General features: G+C 65.8%; 22 protein-coding genes. 17 read left to right on the forward strand and 5 right to left on the reverse strand.

The genetic code is table 11. The annotated features are described in order from the left end of the window. The first annotated feature begins 3 nt into the window (after positions 1–3). From acnA to RMR04_RS04395, 3 genes are read left to right on the forward strand one after another with little or no spacing between them, the layout of a single operon-like run. Positions 4–2661 (forward strand): aconitate hydratase AcnA, encoded by a 2658-nt coding sequence (acnA, locus tag RMR04_RS04385; RefSeq protein WP_311913176.1) that lies wholly within the window; start codon positions 4–6, stop codon positions 2659–2661. Next, the gene (locus RMR04_RS04390) at positions 2658–3530 is read left to right on the forward strand and encodes an amidohydrolase family protein (protein ID WP_311913177.1); all 873 of its coding nucleotides are present in this window, start codon (positions 2658–2660) and stop codon (positions 3528–3530) included. Before acnA ends, RMR04_RS04390 begins: the two co-directional genes overlap by 4 nt. A gap of 13 nt (positions 3531–3543) precedes the next feature. Then, a complete protein-coding gene (locus tag RMR04_RS04395; RefSeq protein WP_311913178.1) occupies positions 3544–4335 on the forward strand; it encodes an MBL fold metallo-hydrolase in 792 nt (263 codons plus the stop codon). A gap of 144 nt (positions 4336–4479) precedes the next feature. Here RMR04_RS04395 and RMR04_RS04400 read toward each other — a convergent pair whose 3' ends face one another. Next, positions 4480–5265 (reverse strand): DeoR/GlpR family DNA-binding transcription regulator, encoded by a 786-nt coding sequence (locus tag RMR04_RS04400; RefSeq protein WP_311913179.1) that lies wholly within the window; start codon positions 5263–5265, stop codon positions 4480–4482. Positions 5266–5564: 299 nt separating this feature from the next. Here RMR04_RS04400 and RMR04_RS04405 point away from each other — a divergent pair, with 299 nt between their 5' ends. The 6 genes from RMR04_RS04405 to RMR04_RS04430 all read left to right on the forward strand — a co-directional run bounded on the left by RMR04_RS04405 (position 5565) and on the right by RMR04_RS04430 (position 12254). Then, positions 5565–6470 (forward strand): PfkB family carbohydrate kinase, encoded by a 906-nt coding sequence (locus tag RMR04_RS04405; protein WP_311913180.1) that lies wholly within the window; start codon positions 5565–5567, stop codon positions 6468–6470. A gap of 284 nt (positions 6471–6754) precedes the next feature. Then, complete coding sequence (locus RMR04_RS04410; RefSeq protein ID WP_311913181.1) at positions 6755–8161, forward strand: class II fructose-bisphosphate aldolase; 1407 nt, start codon at positions 6755–6757, stop codon at positions 8159–8161. A gap of 148 nt (positions 8162–8309) precedes the next feature. Beyond that, positions 8310–9548 (forward strand): ABC transporter substrate-binding protein, encoded by a 1239-nt coding sequence (locus RMR04_RS04415; RefSeq protein WP_311913182.1) that lies wholly within the window; start codon positions 8310–8312, stop codon positions 9546–9548. A gap of 7 nt (positions 9549–9555) precedes the next feature. Continuing rightward, complete coding sequence (locus tag RMR04_RS04420) at positions 9556–10551, forward strand: carbohydrate ABC transporter permease (protein WP_311913183.1); 996 nt, start codon at positions 9556–9558, stop codon at positions 10549–10551. Position 10552: 1 nt separating this feature from the next. Continuing rightward, a complete protein-coding gene (locus RMR04_RS04425; RefSeq protein ID WP_311913184.1) occupies positions 10553–11440 on the forward strand; it encodes a carbohydrate ABC transporter permease in 888 nt (295 codons plus the stop codon). Positions 11441–11489: 49 nt separating this feature from the next. Beyond that, a complete protein-coding gene (locus RMR04_RS04430; protein WP_311913186.1) occupies positions 11490–12254 on the forward strand; it encodes an SDR family NAD(P)-dependent oxidoreductase in 765 nt (254 codons plus the stop codon). Positions 12255–12269: 15 nt separating this feature from the next. On the opposite strand, the gene RMR04_RS04435 is transcribed toward RMR04_RS04430, so the two are convergent. Both RMR04_RS04435 and RMR04_RS04440 read right to left on the reverse strand, forming a co-directional pair. Then, positions 12270–13316 carry a DUF2891 domain-containing protein gene (locus tag RMR04_RS04435; RefSeq protein WP_311913187.1) on the reverse strand — a complete coding sequence of 349 codons (1047 nt, stop codon included), beginning with the start codon at positions 13314–13316 and terminating at the stop codon, positions 12270–12272. After that, positions 13297–14373 (reverse strand): hypothetical protein, encoded by a 1077-nt coding sequence (locus RMR04_RS04440; protein ID WP_311913188.1) that lies wholly within the window; start codon positions 14371–14373, stop codon positions 13297–13299. Before RMR04_RS04440 ends, RMR04_RS04435 begins: the two co-directional genes overlap by 20 nt. 71 nt (positions 14374–14444) lie before the next feature. Between RMR04_RS04440 and RMR04_RS04445 the strand changes: the two genes are divergently transcribed. From RMR04_RS04445 to RMR04_RS04480, 8 genes are all read left to right on the forward strand, one after another. After that, a complete protein-coding gene (locus RMR04_RS04445; protein ID WP_311913189.1) occupies positions 14445–15371 on the forward strand; it encodes a LysR family transcriptional regulator in 927 nt (308 codons plus the stop codon). 237 nt (positions 15372–15608) lie between these two features. Beyond that, positions 15609–17255, forward strand: a complete 1647-nt coding sequence (locus tag RMR04_RS04450) for a TIGR04028 family ABC transporter substrate-binding protein (RefSeq protein WP_311913190.1) — start codon at positions 15609–15611, stop codon at positions 17253–17255. 27 nt (positions 17256–17282) lie between these two features. Continuing rightward, entirely contained in the window at positions 17283–18236 is a 954-nt protein-coding gene (locus RMR04_RS04455; RefSeq protein ID WP_311913191.1) for an ABC transporter permease, read from the forward strand. After that, complete coding sequence (locus tag RMR04_RS04460) at positions 18233–19102, forward strand: ABC transporter permease (RefSeq protein ID WP_311913192.1); 870 nt, start codon at positions 18233–18235, stop codon at positions 19100–19102. The genes RMR04_RS04455 and RMR04_RS04460 overlap by 4 nt, the downstream gene beginning before the upstream one ends. Further along, positions 19099–20757: a dipeptide ABC transporter ATP-binding protein gene (locus RMR04_RS04465; RefSeq protein ID WP_311913193.1), complete on the forward strand. Its 1659-nt coding sequence runs from the start codon at positions 19099–19101 to the stop codon at positions 20755–20757. The genes RMR04_RS04460 and RMR04_RS04465 overlap by 4 nt, the downstream gene beginning before the upstream one ends. After that, positions 20757–21848: a putative FMN-dependent luciferase-like monooxygenase gene (locus RMR04_RS04470; protein WP_311913194.1), complete on the forward strand. Its 1092-nt coding sequence runs from the start codon at positions 20757–20759 to the stop codon at positions 21846–21848. The genes RMR04_RS04465 and RMR04_RS04470 overlap by 1 nt, the downstream gene beginning before the upstream one ends. Further along, the gene (locus RMR04_RS04475) at positions 21845–22453 is read left to right on the forward strand and encodes a CMD domain protein (protein WP_311913195.1); all 609 of its coding nucleotides are present in this window, start codon (positions 21845–21847) and stop codon (positions 22451–22453) included. Before RMR04_RS04470 ends, RMR04_RS04475 begins: the two co-directional genes overlap by 4 nt. A 14-nt stretch (positions 22454–22467) precedes the next feature. Next, the gene (locus RMR04_RS04480; RefSeq protein ID WP_311913196.1) at positions 22468–23067 is read left to right on the forward strand and encodes an alkylhydroperoxidase domain protein; all 600 of its coding nucleotides are present in this window, start codon (positions 22468–22470) and stop codon (positions 23065–23067) included. A gap of 176 nt (positions 23068–23243) precedes the next feature. Here the strand turns inward: RMR04_RS04480 and RMR04_RS04485 are convergent, their stop codons facing one another. Both RMR04_RS04485 and RMR04_RS04490 read right to left on the reverse strand, forming a co-directional pair. Next, positions 23244–24182 carry an efflux RND transporter periplasmic adaptor subunit gene (locus RMR04_RS04485; protein ID WP_311913197.1) on the reverse strand — a complete coding sequence of 313 codons (939 nt, stop codon included), beginning with the start codon at positions 24180–24182 and terminating at the stop codon, positions 23244–23246. Further along, complete coding sequence (locus tag RMR04_RS04490; RefSeq protein WP_311913199.1) at positions 24073–25542, reverse strand: TolC family protein; 1470 nt, start codon at positions 25540–25542, stop codon at positions 24073–24075. The genes RMR04_RS04485 and RMR04_RS04490 overlap by 110 nt, the downstream gene beginning before the upstream one ends. Between the last annotated feature and the right edge of the window lie 393 nt (positions 25543–25935).

The raw sequence follows: 25935 nt of genomic DNA on the forward strand, positions 1-25935 counted from the left end.
ATGATGCAACTCGATCAATCCACCCCGAGAACCGTCCGGCGTCGCCGCTTCGAAGTCGATGGGCGCTCCTACGCCTGCATCGATCTTCGGCATGCTCTGGGGGCCGATCTCCTGCGCCTGCCGCATGTGCTGCGCATCCTGCTTGAGAATGCACTGAGGAACTCAGCCGGCGAGGCGCAGCGCATCATCCCTGCCTTCAAGGCCTGGTTGTCGGCGCGCACCAGCGTCGCCGAGATCCCGTTCCTGCCAAACCGATTGATGATGCATGACACGACCTGCGGGCCGGCGCTGGTCGACATCGCCGCGATGCGGGATGTGCTGGCCGAGCATGGCCGCGATCCCGACCTGCTGATGCCGCGCATCGGGGTGGACGTCTCGACCGACCACTCCTCCGGCGTCGATTTCCACGCCCGTCCCGACGCGCTCCAGCTCAATCTGGAGAAGGAGTTCGAGCGCAACGCCGAGCGCTATCGCCTGATGAAATGGGCCTCAGCGGCAATGCCCGGGATCCATGTACACCCCCCGGGTTCCGGCATCATGCACACGATCAACCTCGAACGGCTTTCCAGGCTGGTCGTGACGACGCAGGAGGCGGACGGGCTCTTGGCCTATCCCGATACGCTGCTCGGTACCGACAGCCACACGCCCATGGTCAATGGGCTGGGCGTCTTGGGCTGGGGCGTCGGCGGGCTGGAGGCCGAGGGCGCACTCTTCGGCGTTCCGGTGATCCTGAGGATCCCCGAGGTGGTGGGCGTTCGCTTGACCGGGCGATTGCGCGAGGGCGTGACGGCGACCGATCTCGCTTTGACGGTGACGGAACGCCTGCGCAAGCTCGGGGTCTCCGGCTCTTTCGTCGAGTTCTTTGGTCCGGGCGTCTCGACCTTGGCCGTCGGCGAACGGGCTGCCGTCGCCAATATGGCCCCGGAATATGGCGCCTCGACCGGCTATTTCCCGATCGACGAGGCAAGCTGCGATTATCTTCGCGGCGTCGGCAGGGACGAGGCCGAGCTGAACCTCATTCGCGGCTTCGCGAGGGAGGCGGATCTCTGGTTCGACCCTGATGCGGAGCCCGATTTCACGCGTGGTCTCGATATCGCGCTCGACCGGATCGAACCCAGCGTCGCGGGACCGCGACGCCCGCAGGACCGCCTTCCTGCGGGCGAGACCGCGGCTGCGTTCACGCCTGCGCTTGAGCCTGCCTCTGCGGCGCAGCTTCCTGATGGGGCCGTGGTGATCGCCGCGATCACGAGCTGCACCAACACCTCCGATCCGCGCCTGATCGTCGCTGCGGGGCTGCTCGCGCGTAAGGCGAGGGCTCTGGGGCTGAAGCCGCCGGCTTGGGTCAAGACCTCGCTGGCGCCGGGTTCGCCGACCGCCGAGAGGATGTTGCGACGCGCCGGTCTCATGGCCGATCTCGAGGCCATGGGCTTCGGCATCGTCGGCTATGGCTGCACGACCTGTATCGGCAATTCCGGCGCATTGCTTCCCCAGGTCCAGCAGGCCTTGAGCGCCAAGGATTTCCGCCCGGTCGCGGTCCTGTCCGGCAATCGCAACTTCCCCGGCCGCGTGCATCCCGATCTGGAATACGGCTTCCTGGCCTCGCCCCCGCTCGTCGTCGCCTTCGCGCTGGCGGGCACGGTCAATATCGACATCATGCAAGACCCTGTCGGCGTGACGTCGGAGGGAGCGGAGATTCGCCTGTCCGCGCTCTGGCCGAGCGGCGCGGAAATCGACGCTGCGCTCGCCTTAGGCGCTGACCGGCGCGACTACGACGCCGCCTATGGCGAGGCAGCGGTCCGGCCGCTCTGGCTCGACCTACAGGCGCCGACGGGGCCGCGCTTCCCATGGGACGAGCGTTCGACCTATCTGCGCCGCCCACCCTTCGTGCGCGCTTCCGGGGCATTACCGCCCCGGGGCCCAGCGCGGCCGCTGCTCGTCTTGGGCGACGACATCACGACCGATCATATTTCGCCGGCAAACCAGATTGGCAGTGACAGCCCAGCCGGCCGCTACATCGTCGCGGCAGGCGGGGATCCGGGGAACCTGAATGTCTTCGCCTCGCGGCGGGGTAATTTCGAGGTCATGCTGCGCGGCGCCTTCAGCAACCGTCTGGCCGTGAACCAGCTCCTGCCGGCAGCGCCGGCCGGTCTGACGCGTCACATGCCGTCAGGCGAGATCGTCAGCCTGACTGATGCGGCCGAGCGCTATCGGCAGGAGGGCGTGCCGCTCGTCGTCGTCGCGGGCGAGCGCTATGGCATGGGCTCCTCGCGCGACTGGGCGGCCAAGGCCGCCGCCTTGCTCGGGGTCCGTGCGATCATCGCTGCGAGCATCGAGCGGATCCATCGCTCCAACCTGATCGGCATGGGCATCCTGCCGCTGCTGCTGCCTGCCGACCTTCACCCGTCCGCGCTTGGCATCGTCACTGGCGATCGCTTCCAGCTCGACTGGGATTTCGACAGGCTTTCGCCCCGCTGCGGGGTCGCGGTCTCGATCCTGCGGGAGGAGGGCGGCATCGAGACGCTTGCGCTCACGGCCGCCATCGAGACGTCGCTCGAAGTCGAGTTGCTCAAGGCCGGCGGCATCATCCCGCATGTGCTGAGCGGCTTGCTCGCCCAAGGCCTGCTCGCCCAAACAGACGACCCACGCAAAGGCGCCGCATGACAATGTTGCTCGAGCCATTGCCGCAAGGCAGCTGCGACTGCCATGTCCATCTCTTCGGCCCGGCCGGGCGATACCCGTTCGCTCCGGACCGCGTCTATACGCCGGGCGATGCCGATGAGGGCGAACTCCGCGCGCTGCATGCGCGGCTCGGCATCTCCCGCGTGGTTCTGGTGCAGCCAAGCCCCTATGGAACCGACAACCGGCGGATGCTCGCCGGGCTCGAACGTCTCGGCAGCACAGCGAGAGGCGTGGCGGTCATCGGCCTCGGCACGGCGCCCGACGAGCTCGATCGTCTCCATGCGCAAGGTGTCCGGGGCGTGCGCGTCAACATCGCGACCCATGGAATGGATGATCCCGAGGAAGCCTGGCGCCTGATCCACGGGCAGGCGCAACAGGTCGCCCGGCTTGGCTGGCATGTCCAGATCCTGGCCCGCCTCGACGTCCTCGATGCCCTGGCGGCGCGCCTGATAGAGCTCGAGGCGCGCGTGGTGATCGACCATTTCGGGCTGCCCGATCTGGCGCTCGGTCCGGAGCAGCCGGGATTCTCAGGCGTCCTGCGTCTGGCGGGGTCGGGCAAGGTGACCATCAAGATCTCGGCGATGCAGCGGCTTGCGGGGCAGGGGCATCTTGCTCGCGCCATCCCCTTCATCAAGGCCTTGTCGGCCGAGAACCTGGAGGCGCTGGTCTGGGGTTCCGACTGGCCGCATACGGGTGGCGGGCGCGGCGTCGGTCGGGCCGCGACCGATATCGAGCCATTCGAGGCGATGGACGATGCCGATGCCTTGTCGTGCCTGACGGAAGCCATTTCGGATCCGGCCCTGCGTCATGCCATCCTCGTCGACAATCCCGCGGCGCTTTACGGCTTCTGACAGGAGCGATGGCATGACGATGTTCGAGACTCCTCCGGAGCTGACTGATGGGCCATTGCGCATCCTGGTCTGCGGCTATCCCGGCAAATCGGTCTGCCATGGCGGCTTGGGCTGGAGCTCGGTCGTGCTTCTCAGGGCCGCCGGGCGCGTCGCATTGGTGGATGCGGGCAATTTCGGCATGCGCAAATTGCTGATCGAGCAGCTTGGCCGGCAGGGCCTGAAGCCGTCCGATGTCACCGACCTGCTGCTGACGCATTCGCACTACGACCATTCCGTGAACTGGACGCTGTTCCGGGGTGCCCGCATCGTGGTCGGGGCGGTCGAACTGGCCTGGGCGCTGGGCGAGCCCTGGGGCGAGACGCCGGTGCCTGAGCTCTATGTGCGGACGCTCTCGGACTGGCCGACATGCGAGACAGTTCAGGACGGGGCAGAGGTCTTCCCCGCCATGACGGCCCATATCGCGCCCGGCCATACGCCGGGATGCCTGATCTACCATCTGCGCACCCCGGAGAGGGATGTGATCTTCACCGGCGACGCCGCCAAGAACCGCGCCGAATTGATCTCGCGCGACACCGACATGACCTATGATCCGGCTGTGAGCAAAGCGACGATCGAGATGATCTGGTCGCGCTGGTGTGAGCGGCCCGGCACCGTGGTCGTGCCCGGCCACGACCTGCCGATGATCCTCGACGACGACAAGCCGCGCTATCTCGGCAAGCGCACGGCCTCGATCCGGGCATGGTTCGGCAAGGACATGGCGAGCCAGTCGGAGATCGACCTCACCGAGATCGAGCCGGGGGCGTAGGGCCGGCTGTGCCATTCCCGTCATGCTCGGGCTTGTCCCGAGCATCCACGTCGTGAACACAAGCCTTCAACCGGCAAAGACGTGGATGGTCGCCACAGGGGCGACCATGACGAGAATGGGGCCTTGCGCCACCCAACCGGCGCTTCAGCCCGTCACCACGAGTTCGCAGCCCGCGCGCCGGATCATCGCTGAAATCTGCTCATTCGGCTTGCGGTCGGTGATCAGGGTGCTGACCTCGCTGAGATGGGCGAGGCGGGAGGTGGCGACGCGCCCGAACTTGGTGTGGTCGGCCAGCAGCACCTTGCGCCGCGCATTGCGGAACATGGCCCGCGCCACCACCACCTCTTCGTCCCGGTATTCCAGCAGGTTGCCCTCCATGTCGATGGCGCCGATGCTGGTGAGGTGGAGATCGCAGCGATAGTTCTCGACGAACTCGACCGCCGGCGTCCCGCCCAGCGCCCGGTTGTGGCGCATCCAGATGCCGCCGGTGACCTGGATCGAAATCCCGGGGCATTGCTCCAGGATCGCGGCGGCGGCGATGCTGTTGGTGACGACACGCAAACCGCTCGGCGCCAGCTCCACGATCGCCTTGGCGAGCGCGTCCACGGTCGTCCCCGGCGTCAGGAACAATGAGCTTCCCGGTGTCACCAGCTTGGCCGCGACGCGGCCGATCGCGGCCTTGCCATCGGCTGTCTCGACATGGCGCAAACCGTAATCGGCATTGGCGGTGCTGACATTGGCGCTGGCGCCGCCGTGATGGCGCCTGAGCAGGCCGCGGTCGGCGAGGTCCTGGAGATCGCGGCGCAAGGTCTGCGGCGTCACGTTGAAGGCAGCAACCAGCTCCTCGATCGCGAGATAGCCGCGCCGACCGAGCGTATCGAGGATTTCGCTGTGGCGCTTGCTGAGCTGGTCCATTCCAGGGGTAGCCATATAGCCGGCCCCTCGATTGACGCAATGCGCGTTTTCGAAAATTGCCGTTGCGAAAGAGAAATGTTGGTGCATGATTGTTGTCCGCAAAGGCAAATGCCGGAGCGACACGACAAGGCAGCCCGGCCGGAAGGCTGAGAGCCGCCAACAAGAAACGCCACGGGAAGAAACATGCCTGAAGATCGGTGCAAGCTGGCCGCTCCGGCGCCGGCCCGTATTGGCATACAGCACAACAGCCGGCCGCCGCGCGTGGCGGCAATTGGCCCGCAAAATTTCGCGGTTCGCTGCCGGCCGAGCCTGCCATGAAGCGCAGGATCGTCTGCGTCGGTAATCTCGTTCATGACGAGGTCTTCCAGGTCGATGCCTTGCCTTCCTCGGGCATCAAGACCGGCGTCCTGGACTACCAATCGCGCTTCGGCGGCCCGGCTGCGACCGCTGCTGTCGCGATCTGCAGTCTTGGCGGCGTCGCCTCCTATTGGGGGCGGGTTGGCGCCGATGCGGCGGGCGAGGCGGCGATCCGCATCATGAGTGGGCACGGCGTCGATTGCGCCGGTGTGGCGATGATCCGGGACTGCCGCACCTTGCGCGCCATCGTTCTCGTCGATGGCCGGGGCGAGCGCAGCATCGTCTCGGATCGGCGCGGCCTGCCGCCCGATCCGGCCGTATTGCCGACCGATCCGCTCGATGATGTCGCCGTGGTGCTGGTCGACAGCCGATGGCCGGCGGGTGCAGAGATCGCGCTCGACCGCGCGCGAGCGGCGGGCATCTCGACGGTCCTTGACGCTGATGGCGGTACGCCGGCGGATAATGAGCGCCTCGTCGCCAAGGCCGACCATGTCGTGTTCTCGAGCGAAGGTTTGCGGGATTTCGCCGGCGAAGGCGCGCCCGATGAGTTGCTGCGCCGTTGCGCGGGAGGACCCGGCAAGGTCTTTGCCGTGACGCGTGGTGCTGCCGGCAGCCTGTGGCTGCTGGGCGGCGAGATCGTCTGCGTGCCGTCCTTCCAAGTCGTGATGGCTGATACGACAGGATGCGGCGATGTCTTCCATGGCGCCTATGCGCTTGGGCTCGGCGAGGGCATGCCGCCTCTCGAAGCTGCCCGCTTCGCGACGGCCGCGGCGGCGCTCAAGGGTGAGCGCGCGCAGGGCTGGAACGGCATGGCGGATCGGACCGCGGTCGCTTCCCTCATGGCGGCTGAGGCGGTCGCGTGATCATCGAAAACGAAAACAGTAGTTGCGGTATCGAAATTGAAATGCATCATGGAGGCGCGAAAGCAAAAGGAGCGTGATGCCGGAAGGTGACCAGCTCTATGTCGGCGGCGAAGGGTGAATCGCGCACTGAAGGCATGGCGGCGCTGAAAAGGAAGGCATTCGCCATTCCGGACGTCGGTCAAGCTGAGCGAGAGGGCATCTGCTCCTGTTCGGCCAGGCGTCACCGCAACGGGGTCTCGCACTAGTATTTTCGATTTCGAAGATAATCCGAGAAGGTGTCACTCATGGGCTGCTCTTCGCTCACCGAACTCGCCGACGATCTCAGGACCCTCAAGGTCGATCTGTCCGGCGCCTCGCCCGATTTCTCGAAAGCGCAGCGGCCGCCTGCGGAGATGATCGATCGCTGGGCGGAGACGGCGGCGCTGGCCGAGCCCGAGGCGCGCGCCTTCGCGGTCTGGGCGATACGGCAGGCGGCGCTGGCGGCAGGCATCGTGCCGGCCTCGGTGCAGGAGCTCTACCTCGCGCGCGCCGCAGGCAAATGGCAGGGCAGGACCGTCCCGGCCATGAACCTTCGCGGCTGGACCTATCATACCTGCCGCGCCGTGTTTCGCGCCGCCCGGGAGATGGACGCCAAGCTGTTCATCTTCGAGCAGGCGGTCGGAGAAGCGATCTACGCCGCCCAGCCGCCGGCCGAATATACCGCGGGCGTGCTGGCCGCTGCCCTGCGCGAGGGGCATCAGGGCCCGGTCTTCCTCCAGGCCGACCATGACCAGGTCAATGCCGGCGCCTATCTCAAGGATAGCGCGGCGGAAATTCGCAGGCTGGAAGGGGTCATGCGCGAGCAGGTCGCCGCCGGCTTCTACAGCATCGACATCGACGCTTCGACCGTCGTCGATCTCTCACTGCCGACGGTGCGGGAGCAGCAGCGCCTGAACGCGGAGCTGACCGCGCATTTCACGCAATTCGTGCGCGGCATCGAGCCTGAGGGCGTCACCATCTCGCTTGGCGCCGAGATCGGCGAAGTCGGCCACGAGAACACCACGCCCGAAGAACTGCACGAGTTCATGGCGGTCTATCGCGAGGAGATTGCAGCGCGGGGCAAGGCGCTGGCGCCGGTCAGCAAGATCAGCATCAACTCCGGCACTTATCACGGCGGCAAGATGCAGCCGGACGGCAAGCTCGCCGATGTCAGCGTCGATTACGCGCTGCTGAAGACGATCTCGGATATCTGCCGCGCGGAATTCGGCATGGGCGGCGCCGTGCAGCACGGCGCCTCGACGCTGCCCGGTCATCAACTCGCGAAATTCCCGGGCACCGGTGCCATCGAGATCCATCTCGCGCTGGGGTTCACCAACCTGATCTTCGACCATCCGAAGCTGCCGAAGGCGATTGCCGGCGAGATCCGGGATTACACTTTCGCCCATCACGCCAATGAACGGCAGCATGGTGAGAACAACCTGCAATTCCTCTACAACACGCGCAAGAAGGCCTGGAAGGTGATGAAGGCCCGGTTCTGGGCCTTGCCCGAGCCCGTCGGCGAGGCGGTCATGGCGTCGCTGCAAGGCATGTTCCGCGACATGTTCACCTGGATGAATGTCGGCGACACCTCGCAACTCGTCCGCGACAACACCAGCCTGACCAAGATCGCGCCACCCTTGCCCGACACGCTCGACAGGATTGCCGCAGAGTAAAAGGCGGCGCGATAGCGACGACGACAAGAGCGGCCGCAAAAAGCGAAGCCGCCAGCTTCAAAGAAAACACCGAGGAAACGACCAACGAAAAACGAGGAGGACGCTTATGCACCTGCACCGTAGGTCATCATTGCTGGCACTCGCGGCAATGACACTCGCTTCCCTGCTCACCTTGCCGACCTCGTCCCAGGCCCAGCAGAAGGAGGTTCGCTGGGGGCAGTGGAAGGGCACCGAGGTCGGCGAGACGTTCATGTCCGAACTCAAGGCCGCCTTCGAGAAGGATAATCCCGGCATCAAGCTCGTGCCGGTCGATGCGCCCTTCACCGGCTTCCACGACCGCGCCATCGTCCAGCATCAGGCCAAGAAGCTGCCCGACGTGCTGATGGTCCAGGTCGATTGGGTGGCGGAGTTCGCCGATCTCGGCATGATCGATGCGCTCGACGAGCGGATCGCCAGGGAGCCCAAGGAATTCTGGGAGAACATCCCGAAGACCTTCCACCAGGCCTGGCGCGGCAAGCAGTTCTATCTGCCCGTCGAGAGCGGCGCCGTCGCGCTGTTCTGGAACACCGATCTGTTCAAGGCGGCCGGTCTTTCCGGCCCTCCCAAGAGCTGGGAGGAGTTCGCGGAGATGTCGCGCAAGCTCACCAATCCCGACAAGCGCCAATTCGCCATCACCGGCACGCTGCAGGGCGAGCCGCCGACGAACATGACCTATGAGATCTATCCGCTCATGCTCCAGGCGGGCGCGAAGCTCATCAACTCGACCACGAACAAGGCCGTCTTCAACAGCCCCGAGGGCGTGGCAGCGATCGAGTGGTATGTCGAGCGCATCAACAAGGACAAGATCTCCGTCCCCGGCGTGCTCAGCAATGGCGAGAAGGAGAAGCGCGCCAATTTCGCCTCGGGCAATGTCGCGATGATGCTCGAGGGGCCCTGGGGCATCGCGATCCAGAAGCAGCTCAATCCCAAGCTGAATTATGAGATCGCACCGCTGCCGGAGGGCAAGGCGGCCGGCACCATGGTGCGCGGCTCGCTCAACACCTTGTCGAGCCAGGCGCAGGACAAGGAGGCGGCCTGGGCCTTTATCCACTGGATGTCCGGCCCCAGAGGCATCGAGATGTGGGCCAAGGGCACCGGCGCTTTCCCGGCCCGGACCGATGTCGCCAACCAGGACTGGTTCAAGGAGCGCAAGGAGTTCCAGGCCTTCGTCACCCAGATGGGCCGCTCCAATGCCGAGTCGCCTTTCCTCGTCATGCCCAACGCTGTCCAAATGAACAAGATCATGACGACGGAGGTGCAGAACGTCGTGCAGGGCAAGAAGTCCGCCAAGCAGGCGCTCGACGACGCGGCGGCCGAGTGGACCAAGATCTTGGCCTCGGCCAAGTAGGTGCGAGGTGACAGTCCTGCACACGGGCGCGCCGCCGTCGCGCCTGGTCACAGCTCACAAATCGGCCGGCCTGTCCCGGACAGGCGGCCGATCCCGCATCGGTCGGTGGACGGTGCTCTCGCTCAGGCGGCGCTATCGCGAGGAGATCCTGGCCTATTCGTTCCTGTGGCCGGCCCTGCTCATCCTGGTCGCGCTGCTGATCTACCCGCTCGTCGACGTCATCCGATTGAGCTTCCACGACAGCAACCTGCAGCGCGAGACCTGGGTCGGTTTCGGGAACTATGCCGCCTTGCTGCAAGACCCGCTGTTCTGGAGGTCTTTCGGCCAGACCGTGATCTTCACGGGGTTCAGCGTGGTGTTCCATCTCGCCATTGGCCTGGCGCTGGCGCTCCTGCTCAACATGCAGATCAACGACAGCTTCCGCGCAATCGCGCGCGGATTGCTGATCGTGCCCTGGCTCTTGGCGCCAACGGTCGCCGGCATGATCTGGGTCTTGATGTTGGCGCCTTTCGGCGTCTTCAACGGGCTTCTCGTCTCGGTCGGCGTGATCGATGCCAACGCCTCGGTCTCCTGGCTCGGCGATCCCTCGACCGCGCTGGGCTCGGTCACGGCGATGAATGTCTGGCGAGCCTTTCCCTTCTTCATGGTGATGCTGCTGGCTGGCCTGCAAGCCGTGCCGAAACAGCTCTATGAGGCCGCCGAGATCGACGGTGCGTCATTGCCGCGCCAGTTCTGGCACATCACGCTGCCGCAACTGCGCGGGGTGATCACCACGATCGTCCTGCTCGACTCGATCTGGAGTTTCCGCGCCTTCGATCCGGTCTTCGTGATGACCGGCGGCGGCCCGGCGCATGCGTCGGAAGTGCTCGCCAGCGCGATCTATTTCGACGGCTTCCAGAAGCTGCGCTTCGGTTACGCCTCGGCGGAGGCCGTGGTGATGTTCGTCGTCCTTTTCACCGTCAGCGCCATCTATGTGCGCCGGACCATGAGCAATGTGAGCTGACATGCGCACACGCACGGCAACACTGCCACAAGCGGTCTCGCCCTATCATCTCGGCCAGCGGAATCGCGAGCGGCTGCTCAACGCGCTCGCCTATGGGCTGCTGATCCTCGCCATCATCGTGATCTTCTTCCCGCTGGCCTGGATGGTCACGGTGTCGGTGCGCCCGAACATCGAGGTGATGAAGATGCCGCCGGACTGGATCCCGCAGGTCTTCACCCTGGAGGGCTATGCGAAGATCTTCTCCAACAAGAAGTTCCTCGTCGTCTTCTTCAACACCATGGTGGTCTCGCTGATGGTGACGGGGCTGTCGCTCGTGCTCGGCGCCATGGCGGCCTATGCGCTCGCCCGCTTCAAGTTCATCGGCCAGCGCGCCGTGCTGATGTTCCTGATCACGACGCAGATGTTTCCGCTCGTGCTGCTCTGCATCCCTTATTTCCGGATCTTCATCACGCTGGGGCTCTACGACACGCGTATCTCATTGGTGATCGTCTATCTCACCTTCACGCTGCCCTTCTGCATCCTGATGCTGCGCAGCTATTTCCTCAACATTCCCCGCGACATCGAGGAGGCTGCCATGGTCGATGGCTGCTCGCGGCTGGGGGCGATCTTCCGCACGCTGATCCCGATGTCCTATCCGGCCTTCATCGGGGCTGGCCTCTACACCTTCCTGCTCGCCTGGAACGAGTTCCTCTTCGCGGTCGTGCTGATCGAATCCTGGGAAAACCGGGTGCTGACCATGGCGATCTACAGCCTGATGGCCGAGTTCGTCACGGAGTGGAACACGATGATGGCGTTCTCGGTCCTGGCGAGCCTGCCGCTCGTCATCGCCTTCATCTTCCTGCAGCGTTTCATGGTGCAGGGCATGACCGCGGGCGCGCTGACCTCGTGATGCTTGCGGTCCGCGCTACCCGCCATTTCCACCGATCGAGGAGCACAGCATGATCTCCGACCTGAAAGGCAAGGTCGTTCTCGTCACGGGCGCGAGCACGGGCATCGGCGCGGCGGTCGCCAAAGGGTTTGCCCGGCACGGCGCCAAGGTCGTCGTGCACTACAATGCCAGCCGCGACGCGGCGATGGCCGTGCTCGACGAGATCAAGCGCGAGGGTGGTGACGGCCTGGCCGTGTCCGGCGATGTGACGAAGCAGGAGGACGTCAAGGCGCTGGCCGCAGGGACGATGGCGCATTTCGGTCGCGTCGACGTTCTCGTCAACAATGCCGGCGGCATGCTCGGCCGGGTCGTGACGACCGAAATGGACGATGAGCATTACGACAAGGTGATGTGCCTCAATTGCTGGTCGGTCTTCTCAATGACCCGCGAGGTCGCGCCATTGATGCCCAGCGATGGCGGCAGCTCGATCATCAACGTGACCTCGATCGCCGCCCGCAATGGCGGCGGGGGCGGCGCCATCCTGTACGGCGCCTCGAAGGGCTTCGTCAGCGCTTTCACCAAGGGCATGGCGCGCGAGCTCGTGCCGTCCAGGATCCGTGTCAACGCCGTGGCGCCGGGCGTGATCGATACGCCCTTCCATGAGCGCTATTCGAATGCCGAGCAGATCGAGGCGATGCGCCGAACGGTGCCGATGGGCCGTGTCGGCACCTCGGATGACTGTGTCGGAGCCTTCCTCTTCCTGGCCTCGGGCGAGCTCAGCGGCTACGTCACCGGCCAGGTGCTGGAGGTGAATGGCGGCCAGTTGATGCCGTAGCCTGCCTGCGCCGGCTCAACTGGCAGGCGCTTCGCCAGCCTCGAGCGCGAGCAGGGCAAAGGTCGCGAGCCAATGCTCGCCCATATAGTCGCCGGCGATATGCGGCAGCCCGGCTGCGAGATGGCGTTGCGCCGCCTCCAGCGCCACCGGGCGACGTGGATCGTCGGCAGGCAAGCTGGCCGCCAGCGAGCGCCAGCACCAGGCCCGGCTGAGATTGAGGCCGTCGAGATGGGCGATCTTGCCGTCGCTGCGGTCGCTGACGGAGGCAGGCTCGAACAAGGTCCGTGGCTGGTGGTTCTCGATGCGCGGCAGGAAACGCGCGAGCCAGGGCAGGAACGCCTCCGGCGCCAGCAGGCGGCGCATGCATTCGGCCTCGATCAGGGCCGAGGACTGGAAATCATCGCCGCTCGGCTCGCCCCAGGCTGGGCAGTCGGCGTCCTCGCCATACCAGCGCAGGCCGGTCTCGCGCAGCAGCGTGGAGAGCGCGACATCCTGCGTCGCCTGCGCATAATCGGCCGCCATCCTGAGGCCGAAGGCGGTGTTGAAATGCGTGCCGACTCGGACCGGATAGGTTGCCAGCGGCAGGAAGTCGCGGAAGCGCTGGGCGAATGCCTCGGCAAGCGGGGCGAGCCTGACGGACCAGTCCTGGTGCGGCAAATCCTGGCGCGGCAAGCCGGAGAGTTCGGCTGCGAGCTTCAGCAGCCAGGCCCAGCCATAGGGGCGCTTGAAGCCGCGCGCCGTCGGCTGGGCGAGATAGTCGCATTCGGCGGCGATCTTCTCCGCGGTGAACTGCGCGTCAAAGAGCGCCGTGATCTCGATGGCCGCAGGCGTGTCCGGAAAGCGCCGCAGCACCCGGGCGAGCAGCCAGTAGCTGTGGACGCAGGAGTGCCAGTCAAAGCTGCCGTAGAAGACGGGGTGCAGCTCGCGCGGCGTGCGCGCATCCTGCGGCCCGGCAAGGACATGGTCGGGCTTGTTGGGATATTCGCGCCCGACATGGCCAAGCGCGATCCGGGCGAAGCGTTCGGCGATTTCGGCGGTCAGCTCACGGGGTTCTGTCGGCATGCTGTGTCTCCTTGGCGAGGCTGGAGCAGTTTCCGTTTCCATTGGATCGTTCAACAGCTTCAGCGCTTTGTTTCAACGCGTTTTCTCCGCGCAAACGCTTCGCGTTTGTCGCCGGGGAACCTGTGCCCACTTTGCGCGAAAACGCTCTAGCGCTGCGGATACGGACGATCCATTCGATCAGCAACGGCAGCAGATAAATCGGCAATTGAGTTGCGGCAAAGAAGAGAGAGATCGATGGGGGCGCTCCAGTGCCCAGCGCCGACCAGACCAGGCCGACATTGCGGTTGCCGAGTGTGAGCCCCACGGTCAATCGCTGACGGAGCGAACCCGCCAGGAGAAGTGCGCCTGCGAGCTGCATGCCGAGATTGGCAGCGAAGGCGAGGCCAAGGCAGAGCAGCGCCAGTTCGGGCTCGGCCCGGATCTGCGCGGAGACACCCGCCATCGTTGCGAGCGCGAAAACGAGCAACGACAGGACGACGCCGCCATCGAGCCATCCACTGCTGCGATCGAGCAGCCCCGATGCATACCGTCGAGCCAGCACTGCGATCACGGCGGCGGCTCCGAGCTGCAGGCCAAGACGCACTGCTAGAGCGAAGGGGTCGAGCGCGACCTCCCCGATGGCGAAGGCGATCAAGGGCACGCTCAGCGGGGCGAGCATCATCGAGATCAGCGTGACGACGAGCGGCCCGGCATCGTCGAGGCCCAGCATGCGGGCGATCGCGGCGGTTCCTCCGGATGGAGGCGCGGCGCAGGCGAGCACGAGGGCAAGCGCAAGCTCCGGGCGCAATCCGGACAAGCGCGCACCGAGCGCGACGAGAAGTGGGCATGCCAGCATGACGATGGCCGGCAGCAACACTGTCCAGGCCGGGCGGCGCAGCGTCGCCGCCAGGGCCTCGCCATCGACGCGCAGCAGCGTGCCGAGCACGATCACGAAGATCGCCGCCGGCATCAGCGGGCGTGCCGCTTCCGCAAGTGCGGGAAGGGCAAGGCCGAGGAAAACGCCGAGCGCCAGGAGAAGCGGGCCGCGCGGTCGCGGCAGCGTGATGGTCCAAGACATGGTCGCGTCCCGTGAGGCGTTAGCCAGGCCCTATGCTGCGCCTTTCATCATTGTGGAAATCGATTGTTGGTATGGCTATCATCGCTCAGATGAATTTAGCTGCGATCGATCTCAACCTGCTGGTGGCCTTCGAGGCGTTGCTCGAGGAGCGGCATGTCACGCGTGCCGGTCAGCGCATCGGGCTCGCCCAGCCCTCGATGAGTAGCGCTCTTTCGCGTTTGCGGCTGCTGTTCAAAGACGACATCCTGGTCCGGACGGCGGGCGGCATGCGGCCCACAGCGAAGGCGCTCGCTCTGGCGCCGGCGATCAGCGAAGCGCTGACATTGCTGCGCACCACGCTCGGCCCGCAGAAAGGTTTCGATGCCGCCACATCGCGCCATCGCTTCACCCTTGCCGTCACCGATTATGGTGACCTCGTCGTCGTCCCGGCGCTGGTGGCGGCGCTGCGCCGCGAGGCGCCCGGGGTGGACCTGACGGTGCGGCCCATCATCGATGCCGCGGATGCTCTGGCCAGCCTCGAGCGCGGCGAGATCGATGCGATGATCGGCGGTCATTTGCCGTCCTCGCCACGTTGCCTGCGCTCGCGATTGTTCGAGGAGCATTTCGTCTGCGTGCGGGACGGCGGTGCCTCGCCTGGTCCGATTGATGCGGCGGGCTATCTCGCGCGGCCGCATGTCCTGTTCTCGGCGGTTGGCGGCGATGGCTCGGCCGGCGCGGTCGACCAGGTCCTGGCCGCGCGCGGGTTGCGGCGGCGCGTCGCCGTCACATTGCCGCATGTCGTCGCCGTTCCGTTCGCCGTTGCCGGCTCCGACCTCATCGCGACGATGGCGGCGCGGATCGCGGGGCGCTTTGCGGCGAGCGCGGGCGTGGCGATCGAACCGGTGCCTTATCCGGTAGCGTCCTTCGATATCGATCTCGTCCTGCGGCGCGATGGCGAGAGCGAGCCGGCCACGGCCTGGCTCAGCCGCATGATCCGGCGCGTGACGGCGGCGGGCTGATCGCTGGGCTTGCCACCTTGCTCCGGCATGGATCGGCCCGCGACGAGGCCGAGCAGATCTTTGAGTCGACGCCGGTCGACTGCGCCCCGGAAGCACTTGCCTGCGGCGCCGGAGATTAATTCTCCTATTGCTTGGACAAGTGCTTAAATCTTCTCCATTTTCAGGAAAGAGCGTCCTTGATCGTCTACCTATACTATCGATTATAATCCGTTTTTCGCGTGATAGTGGAGACGGGTGATGAAGGGCTTCCAGGGCTTTGCCGCGGGGCGTGGTGTCGTGTTCGCAGCGGCAGGTGCGTTGACGCTGGCTGCCGTGTTCCCTGCCGGCGCGCAGGACAAACCCGTCCAGGGCGGGACGCTGGTCTATCTCGAACAGCAGGCCCACACCACTCTCTACCCGCCCGCCGGCGGCTTCTATCCCAATGGCGGCGTGCTCAATCAGATCACCGACAAGCTCACCTACCAGAATCCGCAGACGCTCGAGATCGAGCCCTGGATCGCCAAATCATGGACGATCAATCCCGACGCGACCGAATATATCTTCGAATTGCGCGAGGGCGTGACCTTCTCCGACGGCACGCCGCTCGATGCGGCTGCGGTCGCGAAGAATTACGACATCTTTGGGCTCGGCAACCGCGAGCTGAAATATCCGGTCTCCGAGGTCATCAACAATTACAGCCGCAGCGAAGTGCTGGGTCCGCTCACCGTCAAATTCACCTTCTCCAAGCCATCGCCGGGCTTCCTGCAGGGAACCTCCGTGATCGGCTCCGGCCTGGTCTCGTTGAAAACGCTGGAACTGGCCTTCGACCAGCTTGGCGACGCGACCAAGATCATCGGCTCGGGGCCCTTCGTGGTTGCGAGCGAGGTGCTCGGGCGCGAGCTCGTCCTGGCCGCTCGTAAGGACTATAAATGGGGCCCGGCCAAGCTCGCCCATCAGGGCCGCGCACTGCTCGACGGCATCAAATATGTCGTGACGCCGGAAGACAGCGTGCGCATCGGCGCCCTGGTCGCAGGCCAGGGGCATGTCATCCGCCAGATCCAGGCCTATGACGAAAAGCAGGTCAAGGGCGATGGCTTCCAGATCTACGCGCCGTCGACGCGCGGCATCAACAACAGCATCGTCTTCCGCCCCGACAACCCGCTCGTGGCCGATCTGCGCGTCCGCAAGGCGCTGCTGCATGCGACCAACAGCAAGGAGATCGTCGAGACGCTGTTCTCGGAGAATTATCCGCGCGCGACCTCGATCATCGCCGCGACGGCGGCCGGCTATATCGACCTCTCCGACAAGCTTGGCTTCGACCGTGGGAAGGCCGAAGCGCTGCTCGACGAGGCCGGCTGGAAGCTCGGTTCGCGAGGCCTGCGCCAGAAGGATGGACGCGACCTTATCCTGACGGCCTTCGAGTCGTTGCCGCAACCGCAGAACAAGGAGACGCTCCAGCTCGTTGCCCAGCAATGGCAGCAGATCGGCGTCAAGCTCAACGTGCTCGCCGGCGACGCCGGCACCCGCGTCATCGACAATCTCGACCCACAGAAGACGCCGGTCTCGCCCGGCATGGTCGGGCGCGCCGACCCCGACGTGATCAAGAGCCAGTTCTATCCGACGAACCGGAACGTCCTGCTCCAGAAGGGCGGCACGTCCACCAAGGTGAAGGAGTTCGTCGATCCGAAGCTGAACGATCTGCTCGATGCCATCTCCGCCGAGCCCGATGCGAAGAGGCGGCTCGCGCTCACCGGCGAGGTGCAGCTTTATGTGCTGGACCAGGCCTATGTGATTCCGATCTTCGAGGAGCCGCAGGCCTTCGCCGCCGCGCCGAACATCAAGGGGATCGCCTTCGAGGCGGTCGGGCGGCCGAGCTTCTACGCGACCTGGATCGCGAAGAAATAACCTCACCGCGCAGTTGGTCCTCCGCTCATGTCCTCCGTTTCAAGCTATGCCCTTCGTCGCACCGGCCAGGCCCTGCTCGTGCTGGCTGCGGCGTTCACGGCCTCCTTCCTGCTGCTGCAGGCGCTGCCGGCCGACGCCATCCTGATCAAGTTCATGGACCCTGAAATGGGGCTCAGCCCCACGCAGATCGCTGAGATCCATGCCTCCTACGGCGCCGACCAGCCGATCCTGCAGCAATATCTGCATACGCTCGGGAATTTCCTAACCGGGCAATTCGGCTACTCGATCCAGGCCGGCGTACCGGTTTCCGACAGCCTCGCCGCCAACCTGCCGCCGACTCTGAAGCTCGCTTCGCTCAGCTTCCTCGCGGCGGCGCTGCTTGCGGTCCTGCTCGCCTTCCTGTCGAACCTTGCGGGCTTCGCCTGGCTGCGGGCGCTGATCCAGTCGGTGCCGGCGCTGTTCATCTCGATCCCGACCTTCTGGCTCGGAATCATGCTGATCCAGCTCTTCTCGTTCCAGCTCAAGCTCGTGCCTGTCATCAGCCCGGGGCCGTGGGAGCGATTGATCCTGCCGGTGGCGACGCTCGCCGTGCCGATCTCGGCGCCGCTGGCGCAGATCCTGATGCGCAATATCGACGAGGTGCTGACCCAGCCCTTCATCGCGGTCGCGCGCGCCAAGGGCGCCTCGCATCTTTATATTCTCTGGCACCATGTCGCGCGCAACGCCGTGCTGCCGACGCTGACCATCGCCGGCGTCCTGTTCGGCGAGCTGCTGGCGGGCGCAGTCGTCACGGAAGCCGTGTTCGGGCTCGGCGGCCTCGGCAACCTGACCTATCAGGCGGTCAGCACGCAGGACACGGCGGTTCTCCAGGCGATCGTGGTGATCTCGGCGGCGGCCTTCGTCGCGATCAACCTCATCGTCGACCTGCTCTATCCCGTGCTGGACCCGCGGCTGGGACGCGGCCTGGGAGCGTCCGCATGAGCGCGACCGAAGGCTTCATCGCGGGGGGAGGGCAGGAGCGGCCCGGCGGCACCCGACGCCTCGGCTGGCTGCGCTGGCCCGGTTTGGGGCTCGTGCTCGCCTGGCTGGTGATCGGGCTCGTGGTCCTCTTCGCTATCCTGCCCGGCCTGTTCACCTCGCAGGACCCACTCGTCGGCGTGGCTGGAAGACAGTTCCGGCCGCCGAGCGCCGCGCATCTGCTCGGGACCGATGCCTTGGGCCGCGACGTCTTCGCGCGCATCGTCCACGGCTCGATCCATTCGCTTTCGGGCGCCTTTATCGCCGTCACGGTGGGGCTCTTCGGCGGCACATTGCTCGGGATCGTCGCCGGCTCGCGCGGCGGCCTCGTCGAGGACGTCATCATGCGCATCGTCGACACGCTCTTGTCCGTGCCGGCGCTGCTTTTGTCCCTCAGCGTCATCATCATCCTCGGCTTCGGCACGCTGAACGCCGCGCTTGCGGTCGGCGTCACCTCGATTGCGAGCTTCGCGCGGCTGTCGCGCTCGGAAGTGGTGCGGGTGCGCCGGAGCGACTATGTCGAGGCCGCCTTTGGCAGCGGCGGGCGCTTCGCGCAGGTGCTCTGGCGCCATGTGCTGCCGAATTCGCTGGTCTCGGTGATGGCCTTTGCCGCGCTTCAGTTCGGCAGCGCCATCCTCTCGATCTCGACGCTCGGCTTCCTCGGCTATGGCGCGCCGCCGCCGACGCCGGAATGGGGGCTGCTGATCGCGGAGGGGCGCAACTACCTGTCGCGCGCCTGGTGGCTGACGACCGCACCCGGCCTCGTCGTCGTCGCAGTGGTGCTGGCCGCGAACCGGATCAGCCGCTCGATCGGTGGAGGTCGCCGATGAACATCGCCGTGCTGAATAAACTCGACCTGCCCTCGGCCGCGCGGTCACTGCTTTCGATCGAGAACCTCTCGGTTTCCTATGATGGGCGGCGCGTCGTCCATGGGCTGTCGCTGAGCGTCGCTCCGGGCGAGGTCGTCGCGCTCGTCGGCGAATCCGGCTCCGGCAAGACCACGACCGCGCAGGCGGTGATCGGCCTGCTGCCGCAGGGCGGACGGATCGAGGAGGGAACGATCCGCCTCGGCGAGGCCGAGATCTCGCGCTGGTCGCAGGCGCGCCTCGCCAGCATCCGGGGCTCTCGCATCAGCCTCGTTCCGCAGGACCCCGGCAGTTCGCTCAACCCGGTGAAGACGATTGGCGCGCAGTTGACGGAGATCTTCCGCATCCATCGCCGGGGTGATCGGCGTGAGATCGAGGCGCGTGCGCTCGATCTGTTGCGTCGCGTCGGTCTCTCGCAGCCGGAGCTGAGGCTGCGTCAATATCCGCATGAATTATCCGGCGGCATGAAGCAGCGCGTGCTGATCGCGATCGCCGTCGCGCTGCAACCCGCTTTGATCATCGCCGACGAGCCGACGAGCGCGCTCGACGTCACCGTGCAGAAGCGCATCCTCGACCTGATCGATGATCTGCGCCGCGAATACGGCACCGCGGTGCTTCTGGTCACGCATGATTTGGGCGTCGCCGCCGATCGAGCTGATCGCCTCGTCGTGCTCCAGAACGGGCGGATCCAGGAACAGGGCCGGACGGGTGGCGTCATCGCGGCTCCTCGCAGCGACTATACCCGCAAGCTGCTCTCGGATGCGCCGTCCCTGGCGAAGCCGCGCCTGAGGCCGGTCCGGGCATCCTCGCCCGATGACGCCATCATTCGCGTCGAGCATCTGGTGCAGGATTTTGCCGTCGCGGGCCGTCGCGAGCCGTTCCGGGCGGTGGATGATCTGTCCTTCACCGTGCCGCGCGGCACGACGCATGCGCTGGTCGGCGAGTCCGGCTCCGGCAAGACGACGACGGCGCGCGCCGTGGTCGGCTTTCAGAGGCCCTCCGCCGGGCGCATCCTGATCGACGGCGTCGATATCGCGACGCTGAAGGGCGAGGCGCTGCGCCAGCTGCGGCGCACGATCCAGCTCGTCTATCAGAACCCGTTCTCCTCGCTCGATCCGCGCCAGAGCATTTTTGGGATCGTCGAGGAGCCGTTGCTCAATTTCGAGCCGGTGGCGCCTGGCGAGCGGGCCCGGCGCGTCGAGGCGATCCTCGAGCGTGTCGGCCTGCCGGCGAGCGTGCTGCAACGTCGGCCGGCGGAGCTGTCCGGCGGCCAGCGCCAGCGCGTGGCGATCGCGCGTGCGCTCATCCTCGAGCCGAAGATCCTCGTGCTCGACGAGGCGGTCTCCGCGCTGGACGTCACGGTCCAGGCACAGATCCTCGCATTGCTGGACGGGCTGCAGGCGGCGCTGGGCCTGACCTATCTCTTCGTCTCGCATGACCTCGCCGTGGTCAGGCAGATCTCCGATACGGTGAGCGTCCTCAGCGGCGGCAAGGTGATGGAAAGCGGGCCGATTGAGGCGGTGTTCGAGAGGCCGCGCAGCGATTACACGCGCGCGCTGATCGAGGCCATTCCGGGGCGGCGCCTGTCGTCGGCGGAGCTGGAGACGGAGACTATATGATGAGCGCGACGCCGGCACGCCGTCTCGGCTTCTTCAGCCGCCTGCTGGACGCAGGCCCTCCCGCCGAGCGCTATCGCCTGGCTACCGAGCAGATCGCTCATGCCGAGCGTTTCGGCTTCGATTCGGCCTGGGTCGCTCAGCATCATTTCCATGAAGGGGAGGGCGGCTTGCCCGCGCCCTTCGTGCTGCTCGCCCATGTCGCGGCGAAAACCTCGCGCATCCGGCTCGGCACCGGCATCGTGACGCTGCCGCTGGAGCTCGCGATCCGGGTGGCGGAGGATGCGGCGGTGTTCGACCTGATCTCCGGCGGCAGGCTGGAGCTCGGTGTCGGGACTGGCGGCAATCCGAGCGCCTTCGCGGCTTTCGGCCTCGATGCGGAGAAGCGCAACGAGATCTTTGCGCGCAACCTTGCTGAATTGCGCGAGGCGCTTGCTGGCCACGTGCTGAGCGGTGGCGACAGGCTCTACCCGGCGCATCCGCCGCTGCTCGCGCGCATCTGGCAGGCGACCTTCTCGGTGGCCGGCGGCCGCCGGGCCGGGCTCGCCGGAGACGGGCTTTTGCTCTCGCGGACACAGCCGCGGCCGAAGGAGACGCCGCATGCCCGCTTGTCCGAGCTGCAGAACCCGATCCTCGACGCCTATTTCGAGGCCCTGCCGCCGGGCGAAGCGCCACGCATCCTCGGCTCGCGCAGCGTCTTTGTCACTGAGGATCGCAAGGAGGCGCTGCGCCTGGCCGAGATCGGCCTGGGCCGCGTCGTGTCGCGCTTCGTCGCAGCGGGGCACGCCGTTCCCGGCAATACGCTTGCCGAGCTGATCGCCGCCTTCGACGTCCATGTCGGCACGCCCGACAACGTCATCGCCTCGCTGAAGGCCGACAGCACGCTTGAACGCGTCACCGACCTCGCCTTCCAGGTGCATTCGGTCGACCCGCCCCATGAGGCGATCCTGCGCTCGATCGAGCTCGTTGCGCAGGAGGTCGCGCCGGCCCTGGGCTGGCGGCCGAGGGGCGAGGATGTGACCCATCAACCGGTCTTTGCAGGGCAACCGATCTTGGCAGGGCAACCGATCTTAGCAGGGAAGGAACCAGCATGAGCGCGCCCGACGACCTGATCGGCCATCTCTCCGGCATCGAGCCTGGCTCGCCGCTCGACCTCATCCGCAACCAGAGGCCGGCGGCGCGCGAGAACGCGCAGAAGAGCTTCCTGGCTCTGTTCGGGTCGGCCGATCTGGCTGGTTTTTCCCTTGGCGAGCGCTTTGCCGTCGCCGCTTTCGTCGCCGGCCTGCATGAGCAGCCTGCAGTCTTCACCTTCTATTCCGGCGAGCTCGTGAGGGCGGGCGCGCCGGAGGATATCCGCGCCGCCCTGGTCTCGGAGACGCAGCGCGGGGCGGCGCACGGCCCCTATGGGCGCTACCCGGCCGGCCCGCTCAGCGTCGAGGACAAGCTCGGGCCTGTCTATCAGCTCGGCGAAGACAATCGCGCTCTGCTCGGCGACCGGCTGTCGGCGGCGCTGGAGCATGCGCATCTCTTGGTCTTCCATCCGCGCGACGCCAGGCCCGAGGCCTTCGAGCCGCTGCTGGCGGCGGGCTGGACGACGGACGCCATCGTCACCTTGTCCCAGCTCGTCGCCTTCCTGGCTTTTCAGATCCGCACCGTCGCCGGCCTGCGCGCTCTTGCGGCCGCCGGGCTCGCAGCCTGACAGGAGCCGTTTTCATGACCGATACCGTGATCCGTCATCCCGACAATGATGAGCCCGTCCGCTTCACCCAGGACGATCTCGGCTGGCTGCCCTGGCTCGAACCTGTGGCCGAGGAGGCGCTGACGGAGCGCCAAAGAGCCGGCCTCATCGACGCCGCCCGGGCGAAATCAGCCTATTTCAGGCTGCTCGCGCGCGATCCGGCCATCCTCCAGGCGCGGACGCTGACCGATAAGGATATCTTCTACAACACGGCTGACGGCTTGCCGCGCGCCGAGCGCGAGCTCGCCGCGACCGCAGCCTCGCGCCATAATGGCTGCATCTACTGCGCCTCGGTCCATGCTCGCTTCGCCACAGTTCATTCCAAGCGCAAGGACGATGTCGACCGGCTTTTGGACGAGGGCGTCGGAACCGATCTCGGCGAACGCTGGAACGCGGTCGTCGCGGCCTCGGTCGCGCTCACCGAAACGCCGATCGCCTTCGGTCCGGACGAGATCGCGCGCCTGCGCTCGGCTGGGTTGGATGATGCCGAGATCGTCGATGTGATCAACGGCGCGGCCTTCTTCAACTGGGCGAACCGGCTGATGCTGTCCCTCGGCGAGCCCCAGCGCCGTTAAAGTGTTTTCGAGCGAACCGGACACGGGTTCGCATGAAGAAAGCGCGCTAAAGTAAAAGGGCTAGAGCAAATGAACGATCCAATCGGATCGGAAATTGCTCTAAAGCCCGCAGCGATCAGGCGGCGATAGATCTGCGTCACTCCGGCCAGCCGGGCACCAACATCTCGGCGCGCGCCCTACGGCTGGGCAATGTAGGCCCGCCCACTCATCCCCGCCATCAGCTCGGAGGCATCGCCATTGACGATGCCGAAGACCTTGATGGTTTGGCTGACCGGGTCGACCCGGCCGCCGACCCGCGTGATCTGGGCGCCATAAGCCTTGTCGACCTCCTCGATATGAAGCTTGAAGGCATAGCCCGGCTTCAGCCAGGCCAGCCAGCGTGACGGGGCGATCAGCTCGACCTCTAGGGTCTTGTCATCGAGTATCTCAAGCAGAGGCTGGCCCGGTGTCGCATATTGGAACTGCTGGGCTTTCTGCTCCACGGTGATGCCGGAAAACGGCGCGGCGATCGTACATTTCGAGGCCGCCGCGTCAGCGATCACGAGATCGGCGCGAGCCTTTTCGACCTCGGCTCTGGAGATATCCAGTTCGAGCTGCCCGATCGATTTCAGGGCGGCGAGACGCTGGTTGATCGCCGCGGTTTTCTCCGCCTGCGTCGCCACCGCGCGCGCGCGGACGACCTGCGCGCGCTGCGCCACGCAATCGAAGGCGATCAAGACATCGCCCTGCTTGAAATGCTCTCCGACGCGTGTCGCGATCCGGTCGATCCGGGCGGCGACTTCGCTCGACAATATGGTGAAGTTGCGCGGCACCAGTTGCGCGCGAATTTCCGCGGCAGATCCCGACGGTGCGAGCTCGGCCGCGGTCTGCGCCTTGGCGCTCGTCCCCAGCGAACCCGCCAGTACAATTGCTGTCGCCAGAGCGAAAGCGGTCGATGATCGTCCGGATTTCAACGGAGAGGCGTCGATAGTCGGCACGCTATCTCCTCCCGGCTTCGCCGAACCGCTACTGGAGCACCGGTTCGGCGACGGCCTTCGCTCCCGGCCCCCGGCGCGGGCTGTGGCTTGCGACAGCGGCCACCGGCGCCGCGCCTGCGGGTTCGGCTGCGACGGCATCCGCCAGTCTTCCGTTTTTCCAGTCGCTTGATGTCTTGCGGATCGCGGCGCTCAGGCTCGCAATGTCGAGCGCGGGCACTTTCTCGGGAACCGGGTCGATGCCGACGACGTCATAGAGCCGCCCGAGCGCCGCCTGCGCTTCGGCATAGCTGCGATAGCGGCGCAAATCCGAGTTGACCGCGCTGACCCGTGCCGAGACCCGCTCCAGCTCCGACTGCGCGTCTGTCTCGGTGCGATTGGATATCTGCTGGTAAAGCCGCCGATCGATCGACGCGAGCTGATCGGCCCAGTAATATTCCTTAGTCGCCGAAAGATACTGCTGATAGGCGATGTGCAGCTTCGCCAGCACGGCCATGCTCAAGGCTTGGCGACGCGTGACCGCGGTCTGCTCCATCAGCTCTCCCCGGCGCATTTGCTCGGGGATGGACAGGATGCTGACCAGGTTGCCGCTCAAGCGCACCGCGCCAGCCGTCCAGCTGTTGTTCACCACGAAACTGTTGCTGTCGAAACTCGGGCCGTAGCTGAAATTGAGGCCCGGCAGGTTGCGCGCCAGCATCTTGCGCGTTTCATCGGCGCTGATGCGCACCTGATAGCTCGCCTCGCGAACATCCGGATTTCGCAGCAGCGCGACTTCCTCCATCTGCTTCACGGGGACACCCAGACGCGCGACCCGCAAAGTATTGGGTACGACGACCGAATAATTCGTGCCCGGCGGCAGGTTGAGCAGCGCGGCCAGCTCGATCTTCGAGACATCGAGCTGGCGCTGCACGGATTCGAGGTCCCGCAATGCGTCGAGCAGCGACTTCTGGTAGCGCAGCGCGTCGATCGGCGAGCGCAGCGCCTCATTCTCGACCTTGCGCGAAGATGTCAGCGCCCGTTGCGCAACCCGAATGCTGTCGCGGATGTCATCGCCCAGGCGCTGCGCGCTGGCCGCGCGCCAGAAGGCGCGGCGCACATCCTGGAACAGGCCCTGCAACACCCGCCGGCGCTGTTCCTCGGCGACCAGGACGCGATCGGCCTGTTGGCGCGCGTTGAAATAGCTGACCCAGAAATCGAGAATATTCCAGGAGCCCGTCAGATCGGCGAAGCGCAGATCGCGATCGGTCGAGGTCGATGGCTCCAGGGACTGCCTGTTCGTCAGGATCGAGGTGCTCGAACTCGCCAGGATGTTGTCGCGGTTGGAATAGCCGGCATTCACGCCGACCTTGGGCAGCAGGTCCAGCTTGCTGAACTCGAAATCGCGCTGTGCCACCATTTTCTCGAGAACTTTGACGCGCTCGTCGAGATTATAGGCGACCGCCCGGGCAAAGGCTTCCTCGAGCGTCAGCGGACGTTTGAGCGGCTCCTGGGCTGCAAGCACAGAAGTGACATCCTGCCTCGCTTCCGCGAGCCTTTCCTCGTCGGTGAAGGGATTCGGCTGGAAGGCGCAGCCGCCAAGGCAGGCTGTCGCGGCAACCGCGCACACCCACCGACGCAGGACCTGCCGACGCAGGACCCACCGACGCAGGACCTGCCGACGCAGGACCCACCGACGCATGACGGCCCCGGTTCTGTTTGATTTCATGACAGCGCCGACCCCAACGCCCAGCCTAGGCGGCCGAGTCTTATTAACGATTGAGTGTTTCATTCCCCTTGGTTAGTGGGCAAGAGCAAGATGCGTAAGCCAAGCGTTTCGAGCGCGAATATTGCTGGAGCGTTGCTATTTTAGCACCTTTTCGCAGCCGGAAATCTACTTCCGTTCCGTCAGGAACAC

Origin of the sequence: Bosea sp. 685, assembly GCF_031884435.1 — a bacterium.
Taxonomy (GTDB): domain Bacteria; phylum Pseudomonadota; class Alphaproteobacteria; order Rhizobiales; family Beijerinckiaceae; genus Allobosea.

Coding starts and splice junctions, on each gene's coding strand:
- acnA (WP_311913176.1), top strand. CDS start 4: ATGCAACTCGATCAATCCACCCCGAGAACCGTCCGGCGTCGCCGCTTC.
- RMR04_RS04390 (WP_311913177.1), top strand. CDS start 2,658: ATGACAATGTTGCTCGAGCCATTGCCGCAAGGCAGCTGCGACTGCCAT.
- RMR04_RS04395 (WP_311913178.1), top strand. CDS start 3,544: ATGACGATGTTCGAGACTCCTCCGGAGCTGACTGATGGGCCATTGCGC.
- RMR04_RS04400 (WP_311913179.1), bottom strand. CDS start 5,265: ATGGCTACCCCTGGAATGGACCAGCTCAGCAAGCGCCACAGCGAAATC.
- RMR04_RS04405 (WP_311913180.1), top strand. CDS start 5,565: ATGAAGCGCAGGATCGTCTGCGTCGGTAATCTCGTTCATGACGAGGTC.
- RMR04_RS04410 (WP_311913181.1), top strand. CDS start 6,755: ATGGGCTGCTCTTCGCTCACCGAACTCGCCGACGATCTCAGGACCCTC.
- RMR04_RS04415 (WP_311913182.1), top strand. CDS start 8,310: ATGACACTCGCTTCCCTGCTCACCTTGCCGACCTCGTCCCAGGCCCAG.
- RMR04_RS04425 (WP_311913184.1), top strand. CDS start 10,553: ATGCGCACACGCACGGCAACACTGCCACAAGCGGTCTCGCCCTATCAT.
- RMR04_RS04430 (WP_311913186.1), top strand. CDS start 11,490: ATGATCTCCGACCTGAAAGGCAAGGTCGTTCTCGTCACGGGCGCGAGC.
- RMR04_RS04435 (WP_311913187.1), bottom strand. CDS start 13,316: ATGCCGACAGAACCCCGTGAGCTGACCGCCGAAATCGCCGAACGCTTC.
- RMR04_RS04440 (WP_311913188.1), bottom strand. CDS start 14,373: ATGTCTTGGACCATCACGCTGCCGCGACCGCGCGGCCCGCTTCTCCTG.
- RMR04_RS04445 (WP_311913189.1), top strand. CDS start 14,445: ATGGCTATCATCGCTCAGATGAATTTAGCTGCGATCGATCTCAACCTG.
- RMR04_RS04450 (WP_311913190.1), top strand. CDS start 15,609: ATGAAGGGCTTCCAGGGCTTTGCCGCGGGGCGTGGTGTCGTGTTCGCA.
- RMR04_RS04455 (WP_311913191.1), top strand. CDS start 17,283: ATGTCCTCCGTTTCAAGCTATGCCCTTCGTCGCACCGGCCAGGCCCTG.
- RMR04_RS04460 (WP_311913192.1), top strand. CDS start 18,233: ATGAGCGCGACCGAAGGCTTCATCGCGGGGGGAGGGCAGGAGCGGCCC.
- RMR04_RS04465 (WP_311913193.1), top strand. CDS start 19,099: ATGAACATCGCCGTGCTGAATAAACTCGACCTGCCCTCGGCCGCGCGG.
- RMR04_RS04470 (WP_311913194.1), top strand. CDS start 20,757: ATGAGCGCGACGCCGGCACGCCGTCTCGGCTTCTTCAGCCGCCTGCTG.
- RMR04_RS04475 (WP_311913195.1), top strand. CDS start 21,845: ATGAGCGCGCCCGACGACCTGATCGGCCATCTCTCCGGCATCGAGCCT.
- RMR04_RS04480 (WP_311913196.1), top strand. CDS start 22,468: ATGACCGATACCGTGATCCGTCATCCCGACAATGATGAGCCCGTCCGC.
- RMR04_RS04485 (WP_311913197.1), bottom strand. CDS start 24,182: ATGCCGTCGCAGCCGAACCCGCAGGCGCGGCGCCGGTGGCCGCTGTCG.